This window comes from Dyella mobilis, from assembly GCF_016904945.1.
GTDB lineage: Bacteria > Pseudomonadota > Gammaproteobacteria > Xanthomonadales > Rhodanobacteraceae > Dyella_B > Dyella_B mobilis.
This window is the reverse complement of sequence record NZ_JADIKF010000040.1, coordinates 261,295-286,023: the sequence shown is the minus strand read 5'-3', so window position 1 is coordinate 286,023 and position 24,729 is coordinate 261,295. Positions and strand designations below refer to the sequence as shown.

23 protein-coding genes and 3 tRNA genes are annotated in these 24,729 nt (G+C 61.2%); 16 read left to right on the top strand and 10 right to left on the bottom strand.

Going from position 1 to position 24,729, the window contains the following annotated elements; translation table 11 throughout:
* Window positions 1–63: 63 nt before the first annotated feature.
* The 5 genes from pgsA (at window position 64) to ISS99_RS17415 (ending at window position 2,535) form a co-directional block, all read left to right on the top strand.
* Window positions 64–675, top strand: a complete 612-nt coding sequence (gene pgsA / locus ISS99_RS17435) for a CDP-diacylglycerol--glycerol-3-phosphate 3-phosphatidyltransferase (protein WP_204632899.1) — start codon at window positions 64–66, stop codon at window positions 673–675.
* Between the two features lie 37 nt (window positions 676–712).
* A tRNA-Gly gene (locus tag ISS99_RS17430) sits at window positions 713–788 on the top strand.
* A 146-nt stretch (window positions 789–934) separates the two neighbouring features.
* A tRNA-Gly gene (locus ISS99_RS17425) sits at window positions 935–1,010 on the top strand.
* Window positions 1,011–1,091: 81 nt separating this feature from the next.
* A tRNA-Cys gene (locus tag ISS99_RS17420) sits at window positions 1,092–1,165 on the top strand.
* A gap of 749 nt (window positions 1,166–1,914) precedes the next feature.
* Entirely contained in the window at window positions 1,915–2,535 is a 621-nt protein-coding gene (locus tag ISS99_RS17415; RefSeq protein ID WP_204632898.1) for a hypothetical protein, read from the top strand.
* 523 nt (window positions 2,536–3,058) lie between these two features.
* Here ISS99_RS17415 and ISS99_RS17410 read toward each other — a convergent pair.
* Window positions 3,059–3,496 carry a winged helix-turn-helix transcriptional regulator gene (locus ISS99_RS17410; protein ID WP_284343788.1) on the bottom strand — a complete coding sequence of 146 codons (438 nt, stop codon included), beginning with the start codon at window positions 3,494–3,496 and terminating at the stop codon, window positions 3,059–3,061.
* A gap of 101 nt (window positions 3,497–3,597) precedes the next feature.
* Here ISS99_RS17410 and ISS99_RS17405 point away from each other — a divergent pair, with 101 nt between their 5' ends.
* The 3 genes from ISS99_RS17405 (at window position 3,598) to ISS99_RS17395 (ending at window position 5,783) form a co-directional block, all read left to right on the top strand.
* Complete coding sequence (locus tag ISS99_RS17405; protein WP_204632897.1) at window positions 3,598–4,260, top strand: hypothetical protein; 663 nt, start codon at window positions 3,598–3,600, stop codon at window positions 4,258–4,260.
* 206 nt (window positions 4,261–4,466) lie between these two features.
* Window positions 4,467–4,625 carry a hypothetical protein gene (locus ISS99_RS17400; RefSeq protein WP_204632896.1) on the top strand — a complete coding sequence of 53 codons (159 nt, stop codon included), beginning with the start codon at window positions 4,467–4,469 and terminating at the stop codon, window positions 4,623–4,625.
* 60 nt (window positions 4,626–4,685) lie between these two features.
* Entirely contained in the window at window positions 4,686–5,783 is a 1,098-nt protein-coding gene (locus ISS99_RS17395; protein ID WP_204632895.1) for an ATP-grasp domain-containing protein, read from the top strand.
* 38 nt (window positions 5,784–5,821) lie between these two features.
* Here ISS99_RS17395 and ISS99_RS17390 read toward each other — a convergent pair whose 3' ends face one another.
* From ISS99_RS17390 to ISS99_RS17370, 5 genes are all read right to left on the bottom strand, one after another.
* A complete protein-coding gene (locus ISS99_RS17390) occupies window positions 5,822–6,583 on the bottom strand; it encodes a dienelactone hydrolase family protein (protein ID WP_204632894.1) in 762 nt (253 codons plus the stop codon).
* A 62-nt stretch (window positions 6,584–6,645) separates the two neighbouring features.
* Window positions 6,646–7,767, bottom strand: coding sequence for an RMD1 family protein (locus tag ISS99_RS17385; protein ID WP_204632893.1), 1,122 nt, complete (start codon window positions 7,765–7,767; stop codon window positions 6,646–6,648).
* A 59-nt stretch (window positions 7,768–7,826) separates the two neighbouring features.
* Window positions 7,827–9,248 (bottom strand): DHA2 family efflux MFS transporter permease subunit, encoded by a 1,422-nt coding sequence (locus ISS99_RS17380; protein WP_204632892.1) that lies wholly within the window; start codon window positions 9,246–9,248, stop codon window positions 7,827–7,829.
* Window positions 9,245–9,571, bottom strand: a complete 327-nt coding sequence (locus tag ISS99_RS17375) for a hypothetical protein (protein WP_204632891.1) — start codon at window positions 9,569–9,571, stop codon at window positions 9,245–9,247. Before ISS99_RS17375 ends, ISS99_RS17380 begins: the two co-directional genes overlap by 4 nt.
* Window positions 9,572–9,620: 49 nt before the next feature.
* A complete protein-coding gene (locus ISS99_RS17370) occupies window positions 9,621–10,055 on the bottom strand; it encodes a MarR family winged helix-turn-helix transcriptional regulator (protein ID WP_204632890.1) in 435 nt (144 codons plus the stop codon).
* Window positions 10,056–10,196: 141 nt separating this feature from the next.
* Between ISS99_RS17370 and ISS99_RS17365 the strand changes: the two genes are divergently transcribed.
* Window positions 10,197–10,673, top strand: a complete 477-nt coding sequence (locus ISS99_RS17365) for a GNAT family N-acetyltransferase (RefSeq protein ID WP_204632889.1) — start codon at window positions 10,197–10,199, stop codon at window positions 10,671–10,673.
* 220 nt (window positions 10,674–10,893) lie between these two features.
* Here ISS99_RS17365 and ISS99_RS17360 read toward each other — a convergent pair whose 3' ends face one another.
* On the bottom strand, window positions 10,894–13,890 hold the full coding sequence (locus ISS99_RS17360; RefSeq protein WP_204632888.1) for a glycoside hydrolase domain-containing protein: 2,997 nt from the start codon (window positions 13,888–13,890) through the stop codon (window positions 10,894–10,896).
* A 649-nt stretch (window positions 13,891–14,539) separates the two neighbouring features.
* On the opposite strand from ISS99_RS17360, the gene ISS99_RS17355 reads away from it, so the two are divergent.
* Window positions 14,540–15,565, top strand: coding sequence for a peptidoglycan-binding protein (locus ISS99_RS17355; protein ID WP_204632887.1), 1,026 nt, complete (start codon window positions 14,540–14,542; stop codon window positions 15,563–15,565).
* A gap of 78 nt (window positions 15,566–15,643) precedes the next feature.
* Here the strand turns inward: ISS99_RS17355 and ISS99_RS17350 are convergent, their stop codons facing one another.
* Entirely contained in the window at window positions 15,644–16,357 is a 714-nt protein-coding gene (locus ISS99_RS17350) for a CerR family C-terminal domain-containing protein (protein ID WP_204632886.1), read from the bottom strand.
* Between the two features lie 96 nt (window positions 16,358–16,453).
* Here ISS99_RS17350 and ISS99_RS17345 point away from each other — a divergent pair, with 96 nt between their 5' ends.
* The 4 genes from ISS99_RS17345 to ISS99_RS23690 all read left to right on the top strand — a co-directional run bounded on the left by ISS99_RS17345 (window position 16,454) and on the right by ISS99_RS23690 (window position 22,286).
* The gene (locus tag ISS99_RS17345; RefSeq protein WP_204632885.1) at window positions 16,454–17,560 is read left to right on the top strand and encodes an HlyD family secretion protein; all 1,107 of its coding nucleotides are present in this window, start codon (window positions 16,454–16,456) and stop codon (window positions 17,558–17,560) included.
* Window positions 17,553–19,130: an MDR family MFS transporter gene (locus tag ISS99_RS17340; protein WP_204632884.1), complete on the top strand. Its 1,578-nt coding sequence runs from the start codon at window positions 17,553–17,555 to the stop codon at window positions 19,128–19,130. The genes ISS99_RS17345 and ISS99_RS17340 overlap by 8 nt, the downstream gene beginning before the upstream one ends.
* 2 nt (window positions 19,131–19,132) lie before the next feature.
* Window positions 19,133–20,626 carry an efflux transporter outer membrane subunit gene (locus ISS99_RS17335; protein ID WP_204632883.1) on the top strand — a complete coding sequence of 498 codons (1,494 nt, stop codon included), beginning with the start codon at window positions 19,133–19,135 and terminating at the stop codon, window positions 20,624–20,626.
* Between the two features lie 166 nt (window positions 20,627–20,792).
* Window positions 20,793–22,286 (top strand): GGDEF domain-containing protein, encoded by a 1,494-nt coding sequence (locus tag ISS99_RS23690; RefSeq protein ID WP_204632882.1) that lies wholly within the window; start codon window positions 20,793–20,795, stop codon window positions 22,284–22,286.
* Window positions 22,287–22,339: 53 nt separating this feature from the next.
* Here ISS99_RS23690 and ISS99_RS17325 read toward each other — a convergent pair whose 3' ends face one another.
* Both ISS99_RS17325 and ISS99_RS17320 read right to left on the bottom strand, forming a co-directional pair.
* The gene (locus tag ISS99_RS17325) at window positions 22,340–22,528 is read right to left on the bottom strand and encodes a hypothetical protein (RefSeq protein WP_204632881.1); all 189 of its coding nucleotides are present in this window, start codon (window positions 22,526–22,528) and stop codon (window positions 22,340–22,342) included.
* A gap of 92 nt (window positions 22,529–22,620) precedes the next feature.
* The gene (locus ISS99_RS17320) at window positions 22,621–23,742 is read right to left on the bottom strand and encodes an HD-GYP domain-containing protein (RefSeq protein ID WP_204632880.1); all 1,122 of its coding nucleotides are present in this window, start codon (window positions 23,740–23,742) and stop codon (window positions 22,621–22,623) included.
* 317 nt (window positions 23,743–24,059) lie between these two features.
* Here ISS99_RS17320 and ISS99_RS17315 point away from each other — a divergent pair, with 317 nt between their 5' ends.
* Together ISS99_RS17315 and ISS99_RS17310 are read left to right on the top strand one after the other, a co-directional pair.
* The gene (locus ISS99_RS17315) at window positions 24,060–24,266 is read left to right on the top strand and encodes a hypothetical protein (protein ID WP_204632879.1); all 207 of its coding nucleotides are present in this window, start codon (window positions 24,060–24,062) and stop codon (window positions 24,264–24,266) included.
* 78 nt (window positions 24,267–24,344) lie between these two features.
* A complete protein-coding gene (locus ISS99_RS17310; protein ID WP_204632878.1) occupies window positions 24,345–24,728 on the top strand; it encodes a hypothetical protein in 384 nt (127 codons plus the stop codon).
* The last annotated feature ends 1 nt before the right edge of the window (window position 24,729 follow it).

Sequence of the window (24,729 nt, the reverse complement as noted above, 5' to 3'; positions counted from 1 at the left end):
GACAAGTTTTCCCGCTGCATTCCGCTCCTAACGTGCGACACTGACAAAAAACGGAAAGGCCCCATGCGCATCAACTTGCCGACCTGGCTAACGCTGTTCCGCGTAGCGCTGCTGCCGGTCATGGTGATGGCGTTCTATCTGCCGTTCAGGGGGCACAACATCACCGCCGCCATCGTTTTTGCGCTGGCCGGCGTTACTGACTGGCTGGACGGCTACCTGGCCCGCCGGCTGAACCTCACCTCCCAGTTCGGTGCGTTCCTCGACCCGGTAGCCGACAAGCTGATGGTCGCGGTGACGCTGTTCATGCTGGTCGAAACCCACCGTGGCGGCTGGCCCGGCGTGGTCATGGCCATTACGTCGGCCATCATCGTTGGGCGGGAGATCAGCATCTCGGCCCTGCGCGAGTGGATGGCCGAGATCGGCATGCGTGCCACTGTGCGGGTGGCGTTTCTGGGCAAACTGAAAACGGCCATGCAGATGGTGGCCCTGATCGTGCTCATCCTGCAGCATGAAAAGGACGCCGAAGCCCTGCGCCTGTACCACATCGGCGAGGGGCTGCTGGTGATCGCCGGGGTGCTGACCATCTGGTCGGGCCTGCACTATCTGCGTGCGGCGTGGCCGGCCCTGCATGGCGATACCTCGCCGCTGAGATCCGATCAAGACAGAAACGCTTGACGGTTTCGTTTCAGCCGCTAAAATGCGCGGCTCCGATGCGGGAATAGCTCAGTTGGTAGAGCACGACCTTGCCAAGGTCGGGGTCGCGAGTTCGAGTCTCGTTTCCCGCTCCAGTTTTCAGACGAGGCCCCAGGCCAATGCCCGGGGCCTTGTTGTATGGGTACTTCAAGCACGTGTGGCAAGTTGCTTGAATCACTGGAAAAAAGCAGGGCAACCTATTCACATTGGTACAGGTTCTGCTATAGTTGCACGCTCCGATGCGGGAATAGCTCAGTTGGTAGAGCACGACCTTGCCAAGGTCGGGGTCGCGAGTTCGAGTCTCGTTTCCCGCTCCAGATTCACGCAAAACCTCGGTGAGCCGAGGTTTTGTTTTTTTAAGGAAGTCTCGATCCGCTAAGATCGAGCATTCCAGCAATGGCCGGGTGGCAGAGTGGTCATGCAGCGGCCTGCAAAGCCGTGTACGCCGGTTCGATTCCGACCTCGGCCTCCATTGCGAACAAAGACTTGGCGCCCATTGGGCGCTTTTTCTTTTCCCGAAACTCTGCGCTAAGTGCTTGAAAGAATCGATTTGCCACCTAAGTTTGGGTGGCAAGCTCACGTAAGCGCGCGGGAAATTCGCTTCCATGAGTTTAAGCGCGACGACAAAGCGCAGGCGTGTGGATGCCCGGCATTACACCATTAAGCGCGCCGGCTCATTCCAAAGCCCATTTATCTGACCTTCGGCGATCGGGTGGAGGGCGACGAATACGTTAGGCGTGTTGAAACGCTGCTTGACCGTGATGCGGTGTCGGACGACTTCAACGAGAAGCGCGAGCTGCAGAGATCGCTGCGTGAGAACATCTCGCGGTACCTCGGTGCGCAACACGTTCCCAAGGACGACAGCAGAGGTAGCTTCTGACTATGAAAGTGGCAATTACCAAGGTGCTTTTGTGCACGTGGTCTCTGGGCTTTCCGGGATAGCGTGTGCTGAAAGTGGGGGTGAGCTTGGTGCGGTGTTTGGCTTTGGTCTTGCCGATGAGATTACGATGCCTGCAGGTGTCGCCGTAGGCGTTGCTACGTGCAGCTTCTATGGCGGGAATGCAGCGCAGTTTTAATGCAACAATTTCCTTACCCCGCCTTCGCCAGCTCCAAATCATGGAAATATACAAATTGTTAATCCTTGGTAATATTGACGGCTTTCAAGCTCCGTAAAAAAAAGGGGGCTGCGTGCTTTTAATAAATCGAGGTGCCAGTAGACGGTTGGCGCTGCAAGGTCGGCTTTCGCTTAATCCGCTTCGCGTGCTCTTAGTGGCTGGACTTTTTTTTAGCTACGTAACGAGTTTTATTTTTGTTCATGTTGCTAATCCTCCGCTTGAGCGCTGGATAATAAGCTTTGGTGAAAGTCATCTTCCGGTTATTGAGGCAGTTTCTTCAATTGCCACGAACGCGGATCATTGTAGTTATGTAATGACAATTCAGTGGATGGTCTCGATTTTTTATGCGTTGGTTATGATTGTTCTCTATTGTCCATTTTCGACAAATGTAAAAATAGCTACGCGCGTGAGGCTTAGAAGACATCTGGCTGCAATGCCGAGTTTGGGTCGTGCTGTCATATTTGTGTGTTTTGTGATTCTTTGGTTTTGCGGGGACCTTGGGCTAATTGGATTTCCGACTTTTTTAAATGGCAAGCTTCTGGTGTCGACAACTCCGCAGGTGACGTGGATGATTAAATGCCAAATCTTTATGCCTTTCTTTGCGTGGTTTGTGGTCATTGCTGAGATTATGATCTATTGGGTATTTTTGATTTGGTTGTCAGCTTACCTTAGGGAGAGAAAGCGAAGTGCAAGACTTGCTAATTTCGTAATGAGAGACCGCAACTGATTTCAAAGAAACAAAATGGCGGAATCGGGGCGGCGGAGCGAAATCGAGGGTGGAGTCGGTGGAGTCGGGGTCGCCCATCAATTAATCCATCGCTGATAACGTGTCGCGACAGATACGAGTAACACTTCCGCAGGCCACGGCGCAAAGTGGCATGAGATATCCACGCCACCAGATCGCCAAACCGGACTCTGTCGGCTTCTTCCATTGCGTTTCCCGCTGAGTCCGTCGCGCCTTCCTCTGCGGCGAAGATGCACACAGCGGGCGTTCCTAAGAACACCGACGGGCCTGGGCAGAGGGCGTTGCTGCTGTTGGCCGAGCGCTTTGAAGGCAACACTCAGCATTTTGCCTCGGCTGCACTTCAACCAGTCCTGAGATAGCTCTTTTTTGGGAAGTCTTAAGGCGACGGATGGGGGGGGGTGTCTCTGTAAGTCTTTGAAAAACATATTTATCAGCGCCCTGCAAAGCCGTGTGCGCCGGTTCGATTCCGACCTCGGCCTCCATTGCGAAACTCGAAAAAAGCGCCTCACGGCGCTTTTTTTGTGCGCGCTCTTCCGGTCTTGGCTCCCTTTGGGCGCTGCGAAGTCTTCGCCGATGCCGCGCTCTTGCCTGTATCAGGCGTCTGCTTGAGCACTACCGTTCCCGGAATGTGCCGCTTGCCCCAATGCACGAATGCCAGCAATACCTCGCCGAGGTCGTTGCCTTTAGGGGTGAGCGAGTACGCGTATCGCACCGGGTGCTGTTGATAGGGGGTGCTGGTAATGATGCCGGCACTTTCCAGGCGTTTGAGGCGATCGGCGAGGATGTTGGTGGGAATGCGTTCCGGCGAATCCGCAAGCTCGCCATAGGTGTGCTTGCCGTGCAGCAAGTCGCGCACGACGAGCAGCGACCATTTGTCGCCCACGATGTCGAGCGAACTGGCGACGGCGCAAGGGGAGCGCATGAAGGGTCTGTCGGTGGTCACGTGGGGGGTCTCTGGCCTCAAGTGGATTGTCACTTGCGAAGTGCAAGTCATGGTGCTACGTTTCCTCTAGACTTGCAAAATGCAAGTGACTGGAGGTTGTCATGGCAGCAACAGTCATTCCCCGCTCGGCGGGTTCGTCGTCTTCGACATCGGGCAGTGTGCGTCTGGGTGTTTACCTCGTGCTGGCCACGTGGTTCCTGCTCGTCGTGATATTGGGCGTCGGCGGCATCTTTATCGGGCATCAAGGCGAACCACCTATCGCCATCGGCCTTGGCATAGCCATACCGTTGCTGTCTTTCTTCGCCTGGCTGAAGTTTTCGCCAGCGTTGCGCCGGTTTGTCATCGCGCTGGACCCGCGCTTCGTCGTGGCGATGCAGGCTTGGCGGTGGGGTGGGTTGGGTTTTCTCTTCCTGTATGCGCACAACGTGCTGCCGGCAGCGTTCGCGCTGCCGGCCGGTTCGGGCGACATGGCCATCGGTATCAGCGCGCCATGGATATTGGCTGCTCTCTTGCGCCAGCCAGACTTTGCCACCAGCGCTGCATTTGCACGGTGGAACGTGCTCGGCATCATCGATCTCATCGTGGCAATCAGCTTGGGAACCTTGCTTGCCACGCTAGCCACGGGCGCGCCGGGAGAGATCAGCACGGCACCCATGGCGTCGCTGCCCTTGCTGTTGATACCGGTTTTCTTCGTGCCGTTGTTCCTCATGTTGCACGCGATAATGCTGATGCAGCGACGCGAAAAAATTCGCGACCGGGCATAGAAGCTATTCGACTTTAATGATTCGTCGATGCTTCACGTGGGTTTCACTTTGGTGATGAAGGAGCTCACGTCCCAACTGCAAACGCATCGACAATTTGCCGCAGTCGAGACATTGGATTGGCTTTTCAAGTGGACGTAGACTCGTCGAGCCTCCCGGTCGTCTCACGTGGGAGGCTTTCCGTTTGATGACCAAGGAGTCTCTCAACCATGCCTTCGCAATCCAACGTGACACCGACGACCGTACGCGCCTTTGCACGCGTCACCGCCATGGACGTAACACAGGCCGTCGAGGAACAGAACGAAAAGGGTCTGTTTCTCACCGTATACACCGTGCGCCCGGAGCCTGAACTCGCTTTGATGGGTTGATCGGTTGAAAGACGCGCCCCGCTCATGCGGGGCGTGTTTTATTTACGGATGGAGTTTTCCATGCAGCAAAGTGTGCTGATCCTCGCACCAGATACCGACCCTCACGCATGCGCCGTCGCTTGGGCGTTGCAACAACAAGGCGTTGCGCCGGTGCTGACACCATCGTTGCTGGCTAAGCCGGGCGTGCACTATGCGTTCCACCTGGATGGCGAGAGCGAGCATCTGTCGGATTCCATGATCGGATCCGAAGGCGTAAGCGCCGTGTGGAATCGGCGTATCCAAGAGCCGGACCCCACGTGCGCGGAGGCCGATGAAGCCTTCGCACGCCTGGAATGGAAATTGTTTCAACGCAACGTCTTCAGTCTTGCCGGAGCGTACGGCGACGCTTTGTGGGTCAATCGCCTGCCCGAATCCATTCGTGCGGAATACAAGCTGGTGCAGTTGAGTGCGTGCCGGCGCCTGGGTATTTCTTTTCCCGATACCGTGGTGACCACCGATGCCGAGCAGGTCGATGCATTGCGGAAGAAGTGGGGGCGGATCATTTTCAAGAGCTTCATGATGCATCAATGGATGGATCGTGAGAGCGGCGAGCAGCACTCGGTGGGCGTGGCTTTGCTCGATCAGCACAGCGAGCTTCCGGCCGATTCCATCGCTGTCTGCCCCGGCATCTATCAGCGTTATATTGAGAAGGCTTTCGACGTGCGTGTCACCGTCGTGGGCGAGCACCTGTCCGCCATGAGCCTGCGCAAGCGTGCAGCCGGCGGTTACGTCGATTGGCGGATCCACACCGATCAGGTCGACATGCAAGCAGAAGCCATTGCCTTGCCCGCGGCCGTCGAATCCAAGTTGCGTGCACTGATGCAGGAGCTTGGCCTGGTGTTCGGTTGCATCGATCTGGCTGTCGATCGCGACGGCCACTACCACTTCCTGGAAGTGAACCAGGCTGGCCAGTTCTTGTTCGTTGAAGAAATGGTGCCGAGCTTGCCGATTCTTCAGGCCATGACAGCATTGCTGATCAGCGGCCGAACGGATGGTGCGAGCGGCGGGCTGAAAGCAGTCACCATGCAGCAGTTCCGCGCGTCCGACGCGTGTGCGGCGCTGAAGGAGCGGGTCGGCAAGCCGAGCCAGAAGGACGAGCCGCTGTTCTCCGTCGAATAGCGCGTTGCGCCACGCGGGTATCTCACTGACGCCGTTGTTTACGGCTTGCCGCTTGCAGATAACTGCGAGACCAGGAAGTTGGCGGTGCTCCAATGGGCGGCGCGTGCCTGCGGCATCGGCTTCAGGAAAAAGGCGTGCGCGCCGCCTTTGTAGATTTCGAGATCCGGGTCCTGGCCTAGCTGTCGCGCCAGTTTTTGCAGACCCAGCCCCACGGGAAGCGGAAAGGTCCGGTCGGCACCACCCCAGATCAAGAGCAAGGGTGGCAGCGAGTGCACCGGTTGCGAATAACCGTCCGGGAAATTGCCGTCGACAATGACCAGTGCGCCGATATCCGCGTCATTGGCTGACGTCGCCAAAGCGATTTCCGCACCCAGCGATATGCCGAGCATGCCGGCCTTGCCCGGCGCACCCGGGCGGTTGTTGAAGTAAGCAAGCACGCTTTTGACGTCCGCGATCCATTGCGTCTGGCGGCTCGCGTAGTATTTCTCGCGTGCAGCGGAACTGCCCGCGCTGTCGATGGCGCTCAGGTCGGTTTGCGTAAGAAAGTGCACGAGATAGGCATTCAGGCCGGCATGGCGAAACGTCTTTCCGATTTCGTCGTAAGCGGGTGCGCCAAATCCTTTGCTGCCGCTCAGGATGAGTACCGCCGGATGTGTCGTGTCCGCGCATGGCGCAAAGCAATCGACGGTGACGTTGGCATCGTGTGTCCGCACGGTGAAAGACTGGCGCGGCAGTGCGAAAGCGCTTTCTGCAAGGACGGCCAGCAGAAGCGCGATGGTGATGCCAATGAATGGCCGCATGAATTCCCCGGTGTGTTTGCGACAGCGCTGCCTGATCGAATGCCATCCGGCATATCCTGCCGTCAGAGCCTGAATGCTGCAATGACGATTTCGACCACGATAAGGGCGATAATCGCCACCTCCAGCAATTCCCCGCGCTTGCCGGAAGCCTCCTCGTAAAGCGCGGCGTACGTATCGCGAATGATCGACAGCTTGCGATCCACCGCGTCGCTGACGTGACGGACGCGAAACAGGTCCAGGGCCGAGGCGTAGACGCGGGCGAGGTACACGTCTTCGGTAACCTGCAGGGCGTTGTCCACCTTTTCGGTGATTTCAGTCACTTCCGCCACCAGGGTGTACAGCTTGCGGGCAAGGTCGGCGAAATGGCGTGCCGCCAGCGGATTGCCGGCGTGGTGGGCCGCTTCCACCATGTCGTACATGCGCGGCAGTTCGGCGTCGAGCAGTTCATCGTAGTAGCGCATTTCCAGCAACTGGGCGTTGGCGACTTCCAGGATGTCTGCGACATCCGAGTCGCCGCGCGGCTCGTAGATGAAGGCGCGGTCCCAGGTCAGTACGACCAGATCGTCCGCATAGTAGGAAAAGCGCTGCTGCAAGATGTCTCTGCGCGATTGCTCCGATAGCGGGCGTTGCTCGCCGGAAAGCAGGGGAATCAGGTCAATCCGCTCGTGCATGGTGGCGGCGGGGATGGATTCGTCGAAGGCGCGCACGATGCCCAGCAGATAGTCTTCGTGCAGCGAGGCCGGACTGGGGCGGGTCAGGGCCGGCATCAGCACGCTGCGTACGTGCTCCAGCAACTGGTTCCACACCGGACTGTCCGCACCCGGACCCAACGCGGCATCCACCGCGTTTGCCAACTGCGCGTAAGACTCCCAGCGGCACGACGTCACCGGCACCTGTACCGCAAAGGCCGCCGCCCCGAAGTCGTACAGGCGAACCGCGACGCTGGCGCGATAAGTTTGCCCCATCAGCGGGAGGTCCAGGTCGTCGAGCGTCAAGCGTACCGGCGGCACGCCGAAGGCAACGGCTTTCGGCGGCGTGCTGCTGAGCTTGCTGCGCACGCTGGCGGGGCGACTCTGTTCGGCCCAGAGCGTTTCGACGTTGGCCAGGTCGATGGCGTCGGCGATGTCGACCAGATGCATGGCAATCACCACGGCCGATTGAACGGTGGGTTGCTCATACGGCATGGCGATCGTGTCCGCGGCAGAGATGCGATTAGGTTACCAGGGACCGCACTGCGGTTTTTTTACCGAGCATTTGCACCTGTGTCCGCGGGGCGCCGCGCCAGCACCTCTGCCATGGAACGGGGAAGCCGCCAGGCCATCACGGCAGTGGCGCCGTGCAAGACGCAGAGCAAAAGAAAAGCCAGGGCGTACGGCGTTGCCGAACCTGGATGGGGTTGCCGCGTGGCCAACTGCCAGCCAAGAAAGCTCGCACAGAGCGTGGTGAACATCGGGCCGCCCAGGCGCTGCACGATATTGAGCGACGTGGTGGCCATGGGCAACGCTTGTCGTTCGACCGATGCGTAGGCGGCGGACATGGATGGAATACCGACGGCGCTTTGTCCCGCACCGCGAATGAACAGCGCCACGGTAAGCATCGCGATGCTCAGCGCGTGATCGGCCATGTAAAGAAGGGGCAGGGTGCCGAGCAATGCAAGCAGCGCGCCGCCGGCGGAGACGTTGCGAATGCCCCAATGCTTGGTCAGTGCTCCCATCGATGGATAGGTGCACAGCATCCCCAGCCCCATCGGCGCCAGCAGCCAGCCCATTTCGGCAGGGCTGTGGCCGCAGTCGCGGATCAGGTAGATCGGTATCAGCATCTGCCCGGCGAAGAGGGCGCCATTGGACAGGAACTGGGTGATGGCCGCCGCGGAGAAGACCTTGCCCTGGAACAGTCGTAGATCGATCAAGGCGCGCTCGCCCTTGCGACGGGCCTTCCACAGAAAGGTTGCGAGCAGTGCGAAAGAGATCAGCAGCGCTGCTTGTCCGGGAGCCTCGCTCAGGCGATCGGATCCATACAACAGAATGGCCAGGCCGGGTGACAACAATGCCAGCCCTTGCCAGTCCAATTGGCGCGGACGGATCTCCTGGCGATCGTCGGGTAAAAAAGCCATGGCGAGAACCAGCCCGAGCACCCCGAATGGAACATTCACCAGGAACAGCCAACGCCACGATGCGTATTGCAGAATCAGGCCGGCAACCACCGGGCCGAGAATGGGTGCCAGCAACACCGGTACCGCGGCGTAGCCCACGACGCGAGCCATGTGTTTGCCGGCAGCGCGTGCCATGGTCATCTGCGCCATCGGCGCCAGCAGTCCGCCGCTGATGCCTTGCAGAACGCGAAACGCGATCAGGGACGGTGCCGACCAGGCCAGGCCGCACAGGGCCGAAGAAAGCGTAAACGTCACGAAGCACCACAGATACACCGCCTTGGCGCCCATGCGATCCACCAGCCAGCCGCTCAGCGGCAACGCCAGCGTCAATGCCAGCAGATAGCCGCTGGTGACCCATTGGATGGTCGACAGCCCGGTGTGCAACTCGGTTGCCAGGCTGGAAAGCGAAACGTTGGCGATGGTCGCATCGAGCTGCGCCAGAAACGAACCCAGGATCGCGACGGAAGTGATCTTCCAGATCGACGGATGAAGTTCGTCCGCTTCAGAACTCATGACGAGAGATTGCCGCCATGAAAGCGGCCAAAGCGCTTGGCAGTCAGCAGGCTGAGCAGGAATGCGCCCAGGCCGAGCGCCGTCACCGGTTCGGCAGCATGCCCATCGAATTGCCCGACGTGCACGATCAGCAGATACGCCGCGAGCAAATTGGCGAAGCCCCAGCACACGTTTACCGTCGAAGAGGACAAGCCTTCGCCGGGCGGATGCGCAAACGGTGTCTGGAAGGCGCGCCCCATCATGCCGCTGACGACGTGAGGCACGGCATTGGCGAGAAACGCGCCGCCGAAGAAATAGGCTAGGTCGTGAAGCCAGTCGATCATGGTCGTTGTTCCTCTTCGATGGAGCACTGCGGATGGGCGAGACGAGAGATCACGACTCGCTCAGGCGCTTGATCAAAGGAATGGCCGCCATGACGGTTTGCAGTTCCGCCGGCTCCAACGTCGCCATGGCGGACAGCAGCCATTCGCGCTTGGCGATGCCGCGCTTTCGTCTTACTTCGGTACCCGCGCTGGTCAACGCAAACAGAATCTGGCGCCCGTCGGTGGGATGCGGTTGGCGATGCACCAGGCCTTCCTGTTCCAGGCCGGCGAGCACCGTACCCATCGACTGCGGCTTCATGGATTCGGCGCGAGCCAGATCCGCGGTGGTCATGGCGCCTTCCAGATCGAGCCGGGACAGCACGCTGAGCTGGGACAGGTTGAGCTCGCTGGGGTCGGCCTTGGAGCGCACCCTGCGCAAGAGCTGGCCGACGGCAGCGGTGAGGTCGGTGACGGCGGCTTCCAGCTGGGCGGAGGATTTGGTCATGCCGCGCATCCTACATATTGGAAGTTTATCTTGCAAGTTAGACTGTTAAGTTGACGGTGCCGTCTGGCAGGGGATGAGCGTCCACGTGGCGTGGTAGAAAGTCTTGGATCGACGGTTTCCCCATTGACCGCATGGATTCTCATGACTACAGCAGACATCCGTCTCGCGGAATTTCCGCGGGATGCAGACGAAGTACGCACGCTTTTCAGCGAGTACGCAGAGGGCCTCGGTGTTGACCTGGCGTTTCAGGGTTTCGACGACGAAGTGGCTGGCTTGCCCGGAAAATATGCCGCTCCGCGCGGGCGCCTGCTGCTCGCGTGGCATGGCGAGGTAGCCGTGGGTTGCATTGCCATGCGCGGCATCGACGACCGTGTTTGCGAGATGAAGCGCCTCTATGTGCGGCCCCAGGCGCGCGGTGAATCATTAGGTCGACGGCTGGTGCAGCATCTGTGCGAAGAAGCGACGGCGGCGGGTTATTCGCGCATCTGCCTCGACACCCTGGCGTCGATGGCCACGGCGCAGAAGCTCTATGCCTCGCTCGGATTCAAGCCGGTGGATGCCTACGTATACAACCCGCTTCCGGGTACGCAATTCCTGGCCTTGGATCTAGGTGTTTGAATGGATTTTCGCGTGGTTCGATGAGTTTTTGTCAGGCCCACAGACGCTGATTTTCTGCAAGTGCGTGGCGTCATCGTAGGGGCTGGTCTTTGCCAAGCGTCTTAGACAATGCAGCGCCGCGCAGCTCGTACGCATGGATGCGTGGTGATTGAGGGATAGTCGTGGATGACAAGGATGTCTCTTGATGTTTGGGCGATTCCTTCAGAATCGCCCAAACGGCTCACTGCAGCACCAGCAGCCAGCCCTTGCCCGGTTCCACTGGAATGGCGTCACCCGGTTTGAACGTGGCCGCCGGCTGGAAGCCCGCGATGGCCGGTGCGACCAACGTTGCCTGGCCTGACTTGAGGCCAAGCGCTTTCCAGTCCACCTGCAACGTCACCGTGGTTTTGCCGGGTGCCCACGACGCCAGCGCGATCATCGTCTTGCCTTTGCGCACGTAGCTGGTGGCAAGCACGTCGTCGCGGCCGGTCTTTACCGGCGCATCGTGTACCCACCAGCCGATCATGTCGGCCTGCTCGATGCCGAAGGCATCCCATTGCTTCCACAACTCGCGCGGATCGCCACCTGTCCACGGCAAACGGTTGGTCATGCCGAACACCATGCCGCGCCACGGGTTGCCGCCACCTTGCAGCATCTCGCCCATCAGGCCATACGGAATGCCGGATATCTCGGTGAGCCAGTAGGCAGGCGAGGTGTGCTGGTAATCGAATTCCTCGCCGAACCACAGGCGATCGATATACGGGAACAGTTCCATGTACAGCAAGGCGCTGTTGATATAGCCATCGCGCGCGTCGAACTGGCTGGCCGAGTGCAGGTCGATCAGCGGATGCGGCCGGCGCGCCTGCAGCACCTTGCGCACACGCTTCATGGTGACGCGGTCATAGGCCACGTCATCGAGATAAAGGCCGTCGATGCCGATGTTGCGCGCCAGCCAGTCCAGCCCTTCGATGTAATAGTTGTGCCAGCGGCTTTGGCCGGCGTCGATCACCGCCGCATCGCGGTTTTCCGGCACGTGCCACGCGGCGATGTAGTCGCCGTCCAGGTGTTCTTGCAACCAGGAAAAGCCGCCGCCCGATCCGGCGCTGATGACTTCGTGCCCCAGGCTTTCCAGCATCGGCAATTCCGGTGCGCGGTCGGACAGTTCGCGGATCGTGTCGTAGATTTTTACTTCCATGCCGCGCTGATGCGCAGCATCGATATACGCACGCATTTTTTCCGGTTCGAGGAAGGGGTAATTGATCCACGGATTGATCGGCGTGGCGTGATGGATGTTCACCACATTGGCGCCTTGCGCCTTGATCTGGTCCAGGTCGGCGTAGGCGTGGTAATAGCGTTCGGCGAAATGCTCGGCCGGATGGATGGTCTTGAACGGCGTGACGCGCATGACGATGTCGTAATGCAGCGTCTGTCCCGCCGCCAGGTTGCGCGGGCCGCTGAATGCGTCGATGCGGTATTGCGTATCGACGCGTTTCATCGTCACGCCACCATGGCCGCCGTTGTCCCACGAACTGGGCATGATCAAAGGCTGGTCGTGATAGAAGTTGGTGTTCAACGGGCGGCGGTAGTGCTCGTCGCGCAAATGGAATTCCAGTCCGCCGTTGACCGCGCCGATCCAGGCGCCATCCTGGTTGTTCTGCACGTTCCATTTCCAGCTGAAATCGGCAGGCGCATGATCGCCCGTGCGGCCAAGGCCAAGCTCGTATTGCGCCACGTGATTGCTTAGAGGAATTGCCAGGCGAATGTCATCCAGCGATATCGCCTTGGCGGCGGTCAGCGCAATGGAATAGATCAGCGTGCCGTCTGCTTCCAGGCTCGCCTGCACGTTGCCTTGCAGGGGGCCGGCCTTGCCGTCGACCTGCCAGTGCACTTTGGCCGGTCCATCGATCTTTACTTCCGGCGTCGTTTGCGCCGTCAGTGCATGCGTGCCTTGGGCATCCTGCACCAGCAATTGGATCGGGCCGGCAAGCAAGGGCATGGGCGTATTGGCAAAGCCCGTCATGCGTTCGTCGAAGCGGCTGTCGATCTGTGCGGGCAGGCCGCTTGGCGCGAGTTGGATATCGCGCCCGAGGATGCCAAGTTGTGGCCCGTGCACGGTGACCGCGGTAAACGGTTTCACCAGGTCGTTGTTCTGCGCCAGCGTGGAATTGAGCCAGCGCAGGCGGGTTAGCTTGAACGGATCATCGTCGCCGTGTGCGACCGCTTCCTTTGCATCGACCGTAATGGTCAGCGGTATCTGTTGTGCGGGTACGCCATCGGCCTGAAGCGTCACGGTGCCGCGATAGACGCCGGCTTTCGCGTTGTCGGGAATAGCTACGCCCATCCACAGCGGTTGCACGCGTCCCTGCGCAATATCGAGGCGAGTATCGAAAGGCTTTCCCGCGTAATCGATGCCGCCGAGATTGAAGCAGGTCATGGCCGATGAAGGGATGCTGGCGCCATCCGGGCCGCGCAGATCGCCGAATGTCACGTGCACGTCGTGAATCGCTGCGCGAACCGCCCAGGCGCCGACCTGGAAACTCAGATACTCGCCGCGCAAGGCGTCGTCGGTCAGGCTGCCACCGGCACCGCGTTGTGCCCAGCGCTCGGGAATCTGATCGAACATGCGGATCGGATGCTCGCGTGTCTCCGGAAACAACAGCCAAGGCGCGGAAGCATTGGCGGCAAGCAAGGCCTGTTGCTCATTGGGTGTGGCGATGCGCTCCATGTCGGTATAGGCGTCGAAATCGTCCACCGCCTGGTAGCCGAGCACGTTTGCCATCGGCAGCTTTGCTTCACGAGATGGATCCGACGCGCCGCTGGATTGCAGCCATTTCGGGTCGGCGTCATGGGTGGGCGCGCGGTAGGTTACCGTCGGGTAATTGGGGTGGCCGGTGGTGATGTAAGGCTGGTAGTAGATCGCATACACGCCGGCTTTTCGTGCTTCGAATGCCAGTTCTCCCGATGAGGCGTCCACGTGCATGCGAGCCACGTTGCGAACGACTTGCCCGTCGGGATCTACCACGATCGTCGCAACCTGATCGGGATGCGCATCGCGCCGCCGCCAGGGCAGGATGACGCGCACGGCGTCGGCAGGTTTGTCCACTTGCACCGTATAGCGATGATTGCCGAAGCGTTCGGCATTCCATCGCAACGGCACCGCGTCGGTTTCTGCCCGTAGATCGGCGGCGCAGCTCAATACCGCCAATGCCAGCATGCAGGGCAGCAACCGTTTGTCCATCGTTATCTCCGTCGACGTGCAGGTGTTTAATCTGTTTAACCCGTGAAGCAAGCCCGATCAAGCGCGGCAAGTCACGTATGACGATGACAACGATGGTCATGACGAAACATCATCACGTAGCTAGGGTGCGACGCAGATGTTGCAGTCTGGGAACTCTCTTCAATGCGCAGATGCAAACGCCGGTACCGTGTCTTTCGCCTTTTTTGCGATAGTGGAACTGGGCCATTCGAAACTCATTCGCGTATTTTTAAAAAGGCGATTGGCTACGCGGATTCGCCGCATTGAATGGCCACTTGAACATTGGATCAAGGCTGGGTTAGCCTTCCCGCAGGGGAATTCATTCAGGGAACAGATACCAAGCCAACCAGGGACAGGTGACGTCTACACCCGATCGAGGGTGCACGTAAGCAAAAGCCATTCACAGCGAGTCAGTTCGACGCGTTACGTCGTTGTGCGCGCTTTTGCACCCTCATGCGGTTCACGTGACGACCCGTTCTTTTTACAAAAAGGGACGCCGTAAAACTGTTGCCCGTTTTCCTTTTGTCCGGCTTCCGGAAGGCTGGACGGTGAAGTGCGCCTGAAATAAACGTGCCACGCGCGGGAAATTTTCCCAGCCCAATCCGTTATTGCAGAAAACAATGGAGTTGTTATGCGAATCAATCAAATGAAGTCCTGCTTGCTGGCACTTGGCGTGAGTACCGCGCTGTTGCTCACCGGTTGCGCCGACATGCAGGTCGGCGGCGGCAAGAATCCGGTCGGCGGTTCCGCCGGTGGCGCCACCAGCACCGGTGCGGCCAGCACGCTGGAGCATTGCGATCACCCGCTGGGTACGTTGGCCGTGGAAGAAAACACCAACGATCCCTGGTACGCCGTGTTGACCGGCCAGTATCACCTGCCGTCCACCGTGCCGCTCTTGCGCTTGATGATCCAGCAGAGCAACTGCTTCGTGGTGGTCGACCGCGGCCAGGCCATGAATTCGATGATGGGCGAGCGCGGCCTCGCCGCTTCCGGCGAGCTGCGCTCGACCAGCAGCATGGGCAAGGGCCAGATGGTGGCGGCTGACTATGTCGTCACGCCGTCGATCCAGTTCTCGCAGAACACCGGCGGCGGTGGCGCCGCGCTGGCGGGTGTGGGTGGCGGATATGGTGCGATTATCGGCGCCATCGCCGGATCGATGAAGAGCAGCGAAGCGTCCACCACCATGATGCTGACCGACACGCGTTCGGGCGTGCAGGTGGCTGCTGCGCAGGGCAGTGCCAAGAACATCGATTTCGGCGTCAGCGGTCTGTTCGATCATTTCGGCTCCGGCGGCGCGAGCCTCGGTGCCTACAGCCAGACACCCGAGGGCAAAGTGATTGCGGCGGCCTTCCTGGATTCCTACAACCAGATGGTCAAGTCCGTGCGCCAGTACGCGCCGCAGCGCGTTGCCGGCGGTCTGGGTGCGGGTGGTGCGCTGGCGGTGGATGGCGCCAACAGTGCCAATGCAGCGCCAGCCAACTTCTCGCTCTCCGATGCGCAGCGCAAGCTCGCCCAGCTCGGTCTGTACACCAGCAAGGTCGATGGCATGCCTGGCCCGGGTACGTCCCGCGCCATCAGCACGTTCCAGAAGGCCAATGGTCTGCCGGTAACGGGCCAGTTGGATGCCGCCACCAGCAGCGCCTTGCAGGCACGCTGATCGGCTGCATTGAAACGGGGTGCCGTAGAGCCCGCGGGCTCTACGGCCATTCGACAAGCCGCCATCGGGCGGCTTTTTTTACGCGGATTTGCGCGTGGATGCGGGAGCTCTCCAGCTTTCCAGCAAGGTGCGCGTCTGCTCCAGCAGGGCACTCTTGATCAGCGCGCTTTTGGCCGCGTCGATTTCTTTCCATCCAAGCAGTTCGAGGCAGGCGCCGGGCGGATAGTAAAACGCCAGCACCTGGCCCTTGAGGGCAAGCAGCCGGATGCGGGTGATGGTGTCGCTGGGTTGCGTATCCATGATGCGCCCGAGCATCGACAGCAGCAGTTTGTTGACGGGTTGCTTCATTCGCCGTTGCAGCATCTTGGATGCCACGTCGGGACCCTCGCCGGCGAGCTCCCGTGCGACCAGACGCCCTTTGGATGCATGCGAAGGCGTCAGCACGGTATCCAGGGTTAATGCCTGCATGGCGAGATAGGCCTCGATCACCTCATCGATGTTGCCGTTTTTCTGCGCATCGCTGGCCAGTCGCATCGTCGGGGCGTAGCGGGCGACCAGGTCGTCGGTGAGGTATTCGGCACAGGCCTTGTAAAGGCCTTCCTTGTTGTCGAAGTAATACTGCAGCGCCGGGGCGTTCACGCCCGCTGCGGTGGCGATGTCGCGCGTGGAGGCGCCGGCGTAGCCGCGCTCGCCGAAGAGCTGCAGGGCAGCGTCGATGATGCGCTGGCGCGTTTCGTCGCCGCGGGCATAGCCGCCGTCTGGCGAATGGCGGGGGCGCTTGGGTTCGGTCATGCCGGGTTCTCCGCGGTTACGACGCCACGATAACATTTGACAAAATTATTCCAATCGGAATAAATATTCCACCTGGAATAATTTTGGGGTGACTGCATGTCTGCGACCAGCGCAACCGTTTCGGGCGATGGGGCCAATAACGGCCGGCGCAAGGCGCCGCGCTTTCTGCTGCCCGTGGGCATCGCGCTTGCCGTGGTCGGGGTGATTGCGCTGGCCTACTGGTGGGTAGTGGGTCGCTTCATCCAGAGCACCGACGACGCCTACCTGCAGGCCGACAGTGTCACGGTGGCGCCCAAGGTCAGCGGCTACGTCACCGATGTCTATGTCGGCGACAACGCCGCGGTGAAGGCTGGCGACCCGTTGGTACGACTCGATGGCCGCCAGTACCAGGCATCGCTGGATCAGGCCGCTGCGACTGTCGATGCGCGCAACGCCGACATCCAGCGCGCCCAGGCCGGCATCCAGCAGCAGCACGCCGCGATCGAACAGGCCAAGGCACAGTTGCAGGTGGCGCAGGTCGCCGCCAGGCATGCCGAGGACGAAGTACGCCGCTACGCGCCGCTGGCCACCACCGGCGCGGAAAGCGGCGACCAGATGTCTGTGCTGCTGAGCAATCGCGACCAGGCCGAGGCCAGCGTGACCGCGGACCATGCGGCGCTCGACCAGGCGCAGGCGAAGATCGCCGATCTCAATGCACAGATCGCCCAGGCGCGCGCTCAATTGGAAGCCGCCACGGCATCCGCCAAGCAGGCGCAGCTCGATCTGCAGGACACGCTGATCCGCAGCTCCATGGCTGGCCGCGTGGGCGATCGCACGGTGCGCGTGGGGCAGTATGCCCAGCCCGGTACGCGCCTGATGACCGTGGTGCCGGTGCAAAGCATCTACCTCACCGCCAATTTCAAGGAAACGCAGATTGGCCGCATGCGTGCGGGCCAGCCGGCAAGCTTGCGCGTGGACGCGCTGGGCGACACGGAACTGCACGGCGTGGTGGACAGCTTCGCGCCGGGCACCGGCTCGGAATTCGCCTTGCTGCCGCCGGAAAACGCCACCGGCAACTTCACCAAGATCGTGCAGCGCGTGCCGGTGCGCATCCGCGTCGACGCGGACGAACAGACGCGCAAGCGGCTCGTGCCCGGGTTGTCGGTGACCGTGGACGTGGATACGCGCGTGCAACCTGCCTCGACGAGCGGCAATCATGGCTGAGACGCCTGCCACGTCGGCGCATCCGGAGCGCGCCAGCGTTGCGGACTGGATCGCCGTCGCCGCCGGCTCGCTTGGCGCCTTGATGGCGACGCTGGATATCTCGATCACCAACTCGGCCCTGCCGCAGATCCAGGGTGAAATCGGCGCCACCGGCACCGAGGGCACCTGGATCTCCACCGGCTACCTGATGTCGGAGATCGTGATCATCCCGCTGGCCGCGTGGCTGACGCGCGTATTCGGTCTGCGCAATTTTCTGCTCGGCTGTGCGGTGCTGTTCATCCTGTTCTCGATGATGTGCGGCCTGTCGCACACGCTGATCGCCATGATCATCGGCCGCATCGGCCAGGGGCTTACCGGCGGCGCGATGATTCCCACCGCGCAGACCATCATTCGCACGCGCCTGCCGATGTCGCAGCTGCCGATCGGCATGACGGCGTTCGGCCTGATCGTGTTGCTCGGGCCGCTGCTCGGTCCGGTGCTGGGCGGCTGGCTGACGGAAAACATCAGCTGGAGCTGGTGCTTCTTCATCAATCTGCCGGTGTGCATCGGCCTGATTACGCTGTTGCTCGCCGGCCTGCCATCGGCGTCCTTGCACCTGGAAGCGTTGCGACAAGCCGACTGGCTGGGCATCGTCGGCCTTGCCATGGGGCTGAGTTCGTTGACGGTGGTGCTGGAGGAAGGGCAACGCGAGCGCTGGTTCGAGTCGGACATGATCGTCTGGCTCAGCGTGCTCTCGCTGATCGGCATGGTGTTGATCGCCATTTCGCAGTTCACCGCCAAGCGGCCGGTGATGCGGTTGAGTCTGCTCAGCAATCCGCGCTACGCCAGCGTGATCTTCATCGTGCTGGTGGTCGGTGCGGCGCTGTACGGCGTGATCTATCTCATTCCGCAGTTCCTGGGACTGATCGCCGGCTACAACGCAGAGCAGTCCGGCTGGGTGATGCTGGTGTCGGGCGTGCCCGCTTTCCTGATGATGCCGATCCTGCCGCGCATGCTGGGCAAGATGGATTTCCGCATCATGGTGATCAGCGGCCTGTTGTGCTTTTTCGGCAGCTGCATGCTGGATATTCACCTGACCGCGCAGAGCGTGGGCAGCGATTTCTTCTGGTCTCAGCTGGTGCGTGGCGCCGGACAGATGCTGGCGATGATGCCGCTGAACCAGGCGTCGATGGCGGCGGTATCGCGCGAGGAATCCGGCGATGCCGCCGGCATCTACAATATGGCGCGCAATCTGGGCGGTTCGATCGGGCTGGCAATCATCGGCACTGTCATCGATCGCCGCAATACGTTCCACGTCGCGACCATCCGCGAATCGCTCACCGCCAACTCCGTGCTGGGTCAGGAGCGCATCGCGGCCAATGCGGCCGGCTGGTTCGCGCGTACCGGCGATGCGGCGTATTCGAAGATGCGCGCACTTGGCCAGCTTGCCGCGCAGATCCAGCAGCAGGCCATGGTGATCACCTATTCGGAAGTCTTTTACCTGCTGGGCATCGCCTTGTTGTGCTGCGTGCCACTGGCCTTGTTGTTGAAGACACCGCGATATCACGCGCCGGCCGGCGGAGGCCATTGAGCATGCTCGTTACGTCATTACGCCGTTTGCGTCATTTGCGCGCCCCTTGGGTTGCCGTGCTGGCTGCCGTCGTGGCGTTGCCCGGTTGCACGGTCGGTCCCGACTATCGCGGCGCGCCATCGGTGGCGAAGGCTGCAACGCAGGCGCCATCCTTCGTTCGTGCGCCGGGCAGCGGCGTTACCTCCGCACCAGCGCCCAGTCGCTGGTGGGAGTCACTGAACGATCCACAGCTGAATGCCTTGATCGAAGCGGCTTTCGCGCACAACCCGGATCTGGCGGCTGCGCAGGCACGCCTGCGCGAATCGCGCGCGCAGCTGCAACAGCAGCGCGCCGCGGAAATGCCGACCGCCTCCGCCGATGCGGCAGCGATACGCATGCGCGAGCCGGACTTGTCGGGTCTGCAATCGTCCTCCGGTTCGAATACTTCGGCTTCCGGCACATCGAAGGGCCGTGGCCCACTGCAGCTGTACAGCGCGGGCTTCGATGCTTCCTGGGAAGTCGACCTGTTCGGCGGCACACGGCGTGCGGTCGAAGCGGCTTCGGCGCAAGCCGAAGCGGTCGACGCGGATCTGGCCGATACCCAGGTGTCGCTGGCGGCCGAAGTGGCCCAGGCTTATATCGATCTGCGCAGCCAGCAACAGCGGTTGCTGTTGGCGAACCATTCGGCCGAACTCGAACAGAAAACGCTCGACCTGATCCGCCAGCAACGCGAGCGTGGCGTGGTGACGGATTCGGATGTCGAGCGGCAAACCACCCAGGTGGAAAATACCCGGGCTACTTTGATTCCGCTCGACGAGCAGGTTACCGAGTCGCTTGACCAGCTTGCCGTGCTGACCGGCGAAGCACCTGGCTCGCTTGATCAGCAACTGTCCGCACCCGCGCCGCTACCCGGCCTGCCGGCATCCGTGGCGGTTGCCGACCCTGCAGCCTTGTTGCAACAGCGCCCGGATATACGCGCGGCCGAGCGCCGGCTGGCCGCCAGCAACGCGCAGATCGGCCAGCACGAAGCAGACCTGTTTCCGAAGGTGACCATGCTCGGGTTTATCGGCTCCAATGCCGCCCATCCGGGGCATCTGCTCGACAAGAGCGCCATGACCTGGCTCGGCGTGCCTTATCTGCAATGGGACGTGCTGGATTTCGGGCGCACGCGTGGCGCCATTCGCCAGGCGCGGGCGGGTCGCGACGAGGCTGTCGCACGCTATACGCAAACCGTGCTCGCCGCCTTGCAGGACGCCAATGACGCGTTATCGCGCTATGGCCATCAACGCGACAGCGTGGCACGTCTGCAACAGATCCAGGCCTCGGCTGATCGCTCGGCAGACCTGATGCATCAGCGCTATGCGGCCGGTGCTTCCTCGATGATCGACTTGCTCGATACGCAGCGCGTGCAATTCAGTGCGCAGCAGAACCTGGTGCAGGGCAGGGCGGATCTGCTGAAAGACTTCGTATCGCTGCAAAAGAGCCTGGGGCTGGGCTGGGCATCAAAGCCCCAATAGCGGCTGCCGGCCGTTTTTCCCCTATCGCAAGGAGCTGTGTCGGTCTTGGCCCGGCGCGCCTTGGGCGTGTCCAAGGGGCTTTCTTCGGCCCAGGGGCTTTGGCGTAGGATAGCTGCGTGGCGACGGACCGCCGCCTAAAACGGGGCAAACGAGAAGGGGGGGACAGGTGGAAACCGCGTCTTATACCGATCTACGCCTGATGCACCGTTTTTACCTGCTCTGCGGCCTGCTGGTCGTGGCGCATCTTTTTGTGGTCGCGCACGACACACAGGCTTATCTGCCGTGGAGTTGCGCGGTTATCGACCTGGTGGAATGGCTGGGTATCGCCGCGCTGGTGTGGCGGGCGCGGCGCACTCCCGCGCCGACGGCACTTCGCTGGTGGCTGGTGGTCGCCGCCATGGCCTTCGTCAACGTCGCCAATAATATTTACCTGCTGTTGCTGATGGGCGTCGGACAGAACAATCCGGCCCCCGGCGCACCGATGTTCTGTTATGCGCTGTATGGGATCGCCATGATCCTTGCCATCACTATGACCTTCCGCGAGCGCACGCTGACCTTGACCGGTGCCATTGATGCGCTGATGGCAATGGTCATGGCCTGGCTGTTCTTCGTGCGGATTTTCTCCTGGGTGTCGGCAAGCGGCACCGACAACCTCCAGAACGTTCACTACATGATCGTGACCATGGACGTGCTGAGTCTGTTCCTCACGCTGTGCGCATTCACGCGCCTGGCCGGGGCTGGAGACGTCGAGCTAAAGCATTTCTATTTCGCCGTGGCGTTCTATTGCGCAACCAGCACCCTGGTCGCGGCGATACGCAATCGCCTGATACTGCATTCGCAGACGCTTTATCTGGAACTGCTGGTGTTGATCGCGCCGCTGCTGCTTGGTGTGCTGTGCTTGCGGCCGCCGTCGTCCTGGATAAGGCGCTATCAGCCGCGTCCTCGAATGGTTGATCTGGCTGAAAGCATCAGTCCGTTTTTCCTGGGGCTGGGGCTTACCGCGCTCAGCATCAGCCTGTGGACGACGCGTCCGGCCTTGGCGGCCCTGGGTGTGGCGGTGGCCATTGTCGGCTACGGCATCCGCAACGTGATCACGCAAAGCCAGCAGATGGCGGCCGAGCGGAAGCTGTTGGGTTTGCGCGACGAACTGGAGGATCTGGTCGTTACCGACCCGCTTACCGGGGTGGCCAACCGGCGCGGCTTCGATCGGCAACTGGCGAATTTGTGGGCGGCGGCAAGCAGCGGGGCGAGCAGCCTCTCGATCCTGATGATCGACATCGATTACTTCAAGCGTTTCAACGACGACTACGGTCACGCCATGGGCGATCACAGCTTGCGCCTTGTGGCGGGCAACCTGTCCGAGTGGCTGCATGCGCATCAAGGCGGCGTGCTTGCCCGCTACGGCGGCGAAGAGTTTGCCGTGTTGTTGCCGGGAACCAGCCATGGCGACGCGATGGCCGCCGCCGAGTCGTTGCGTGGCGGTGTGGAAGGCTTGCGGGTGGACAGCGCGCAAGGATTTTTGAGCGTCACGATAAGCATAGGCGTGGCCTGTTCGTCGCAGACCCCGACCGAGAACGCCAAGGCGTTGCTCGCCCTGGCGGACAAGGCGCTGCTGGAAGCAAAAGCACGCGGGCGCAACAAGGTGATGGCCTACGGTTAGGGGCGCGGGGCGTCACCCTGGGTGACGCTGCCCACGCGACCGTATGCGCGGCTTCAAGCCGCTTCTGCGTGATGTTCGTCCGGAGACGTGGTGATTTCCAACAAGCTCGCCGCCGCTTCGGAGGCGACGCGTCGGGGCCAACTGTCCTGGATGTGCTCGGCGACCAGGCAAGGTTCGCCTACCCGGCATTGCGAGCAGGCCTGGTTGTGCAGCATCAGTTCTTCAACGACTGATTGAGTCATGGTTTTGTCCCCCCATGGACAGGTCGAAAGGGGTGGCGGCGTACGGGGCTGCCATGGAGCTTATCGGCAGCGCGCCGGGTTACTTGAGGGAATCAGGTCGTCGCATCGGCTCCCCACAGCGCTTCCATGCTTACGCTCAGGTCCAGCGCGTCCAGGTCGACCACTTCGCTGATTGCGTGCGCGCCCACGTCGTTGCGGCGACGGATCGGCGTGCCGATGCGCAGGCCGTCGTGGGTGGTGATGGAAGAAACCTGCGGCGTGAGGCCGCCGCGGCCGCGATGAGTGACGACGGCGACACTGCCATTGCGCAGGCGGACACCGGTGCCAGGTGGATAAATACCCAGGGTCTTGATGAAACTCGCGGCGACATTGCCGTCCAACCGAGCGCCTTCGTTCAAATAAAGCCAGCGCAAGGCGATATTGGCTTGCAGCGCCGGGCGGTAGCCGCGGCCGGTGACGCGCGCGCAGTACACGTCGGCAGCGGCAAGCAGGCGCGCAGGCAGTTCGATCGTTTCGCCCGGCTTGCCGCCCGGATAGCCGCTGCCATCGGAGCGCTCGTGATGATCCAGCACGGCTTGCAGCCAAAGCGCATCGGCTACGCCGCGTTCCTGCAGCAGTTCCACGCTTCGCTGGCAGTGTTGCCGCACACCGCCGTGCTGCACGTCGCTCAAGGGGCCGTCTACGGTCAGCAGTTCCTCTTGCAGCTCGAGCATGCCGATATTCATGGTCAGTGCGGCCGCCACGATAGGTATCCGCTCTACCAGCGAAAGCCCCAATGCGTCGCCCACCAGTTCGCAGGCGATGGCGGCGTTGATCATGTGGCGAATGGCGTAAGAACCATCGTGCTGCATCACGATGGAGGCCAGCGACAAATCGGCGTTGACCCGGCAGGCACGGTGAAGCAGTTCCGCGACGCGTTTTATTTCCTCGGGAAAGCCTGCAATCTTGCTGCCGGTCAACAGGGCGTGGAGCCGGTATCGCGCGGAAAGGATCAGGCCCAGCGGCCGGTTCCCCGACTCGCTGTCATCGAGAACGTTCGCGCGAACGGCTGCGTAGGTGCCATCGTCGAAATACGCCACGCGCACCAGGCGCTCCACCGAGCTGGCGCTGACCAAAATCTGGCCCGCACGAAGCAGCAGCTTGCCGCGTTCGTCATAGATGTCGTAGGGCACTGGCTGCCCGATTTGCACTTCGCCCGATTGGATCGGTCGCATGAATGCCAGCCCCTCCCGCCAGCACGGTGTGTGGCGGTCGTTCGCCGCCGAATCGGAGCCGTGGCGTTCCCCTCACGCCCGGCTCTTTGCAGAGCTTATCGGCCGATTGCGGCCAAAACTTTAGGGCGTTGCACGATGCTTCCTCGTCATGTGCGTGAAGCCGCGCTGTACGTTTTCTGTATCGCAACGTGTCGCGGCAGTGTGAATCGGCCGCGTCAGTCAGCGTCGATTGGCTGCGGCTTTCTACCATTGAGGTCGTAATGTGCGCGGTGCCATCGGCGCTGCGTTCTCACTTCACTGGCTAACGGAGTCACGACATGACCAGGTTATGGCTGGCAACGACGGCAATTGTCTTGGTGACATCCCTGGCGGCCTGCGGCGGCTCAAGGGCGATTGCGCAGAACAACGACACCTGCGGAAAGCAGCTCATGGACCTGCAGTCCGCGCTCAACACCGGCGCCATGACGCAATCGGAATATGACAAGGCGCGCGACGAAGCGATCAGGCGCTGCGACGATCGCTAGAGCCAGGTACTGGCTCTAGCGTCATAGGCACAGGATATGCATGCCATTGAACAGTAGTCCTCAGCCTTGGATAACCCCGTGACCTTCGCTCGATTCGACCAAATCTCCAGGGGCGCCGTAGCGCTCTGCCTGTGGCTGGTGGCCGTGACGCTGAACATGGCGGCGGTGCTCTCGCTGGGTTTCCAGGGACTGAAGTGGCTGCACGACGGTTACTGGACTGCCCAGCCCACCGTGATGTATTGGATGCACGGCTTCTGCCCCGGTTTGTGTTCGTCCTTGCACAATCCGCATTCCTGGTACGGCGCCGCCAAGGCTGCGTTGGCGGTTTCTCAAATGCCGACCGGGCTGGCGCTGATGCTGGCGGGCATGACCTGCGTGATATTGAGCGCGACGGTCGGCGACCACCGGCTGGAGGCGCGCAAGGTCAGAAACTCCCCTGGCACGGCATCTCTCTGGTCCTGAG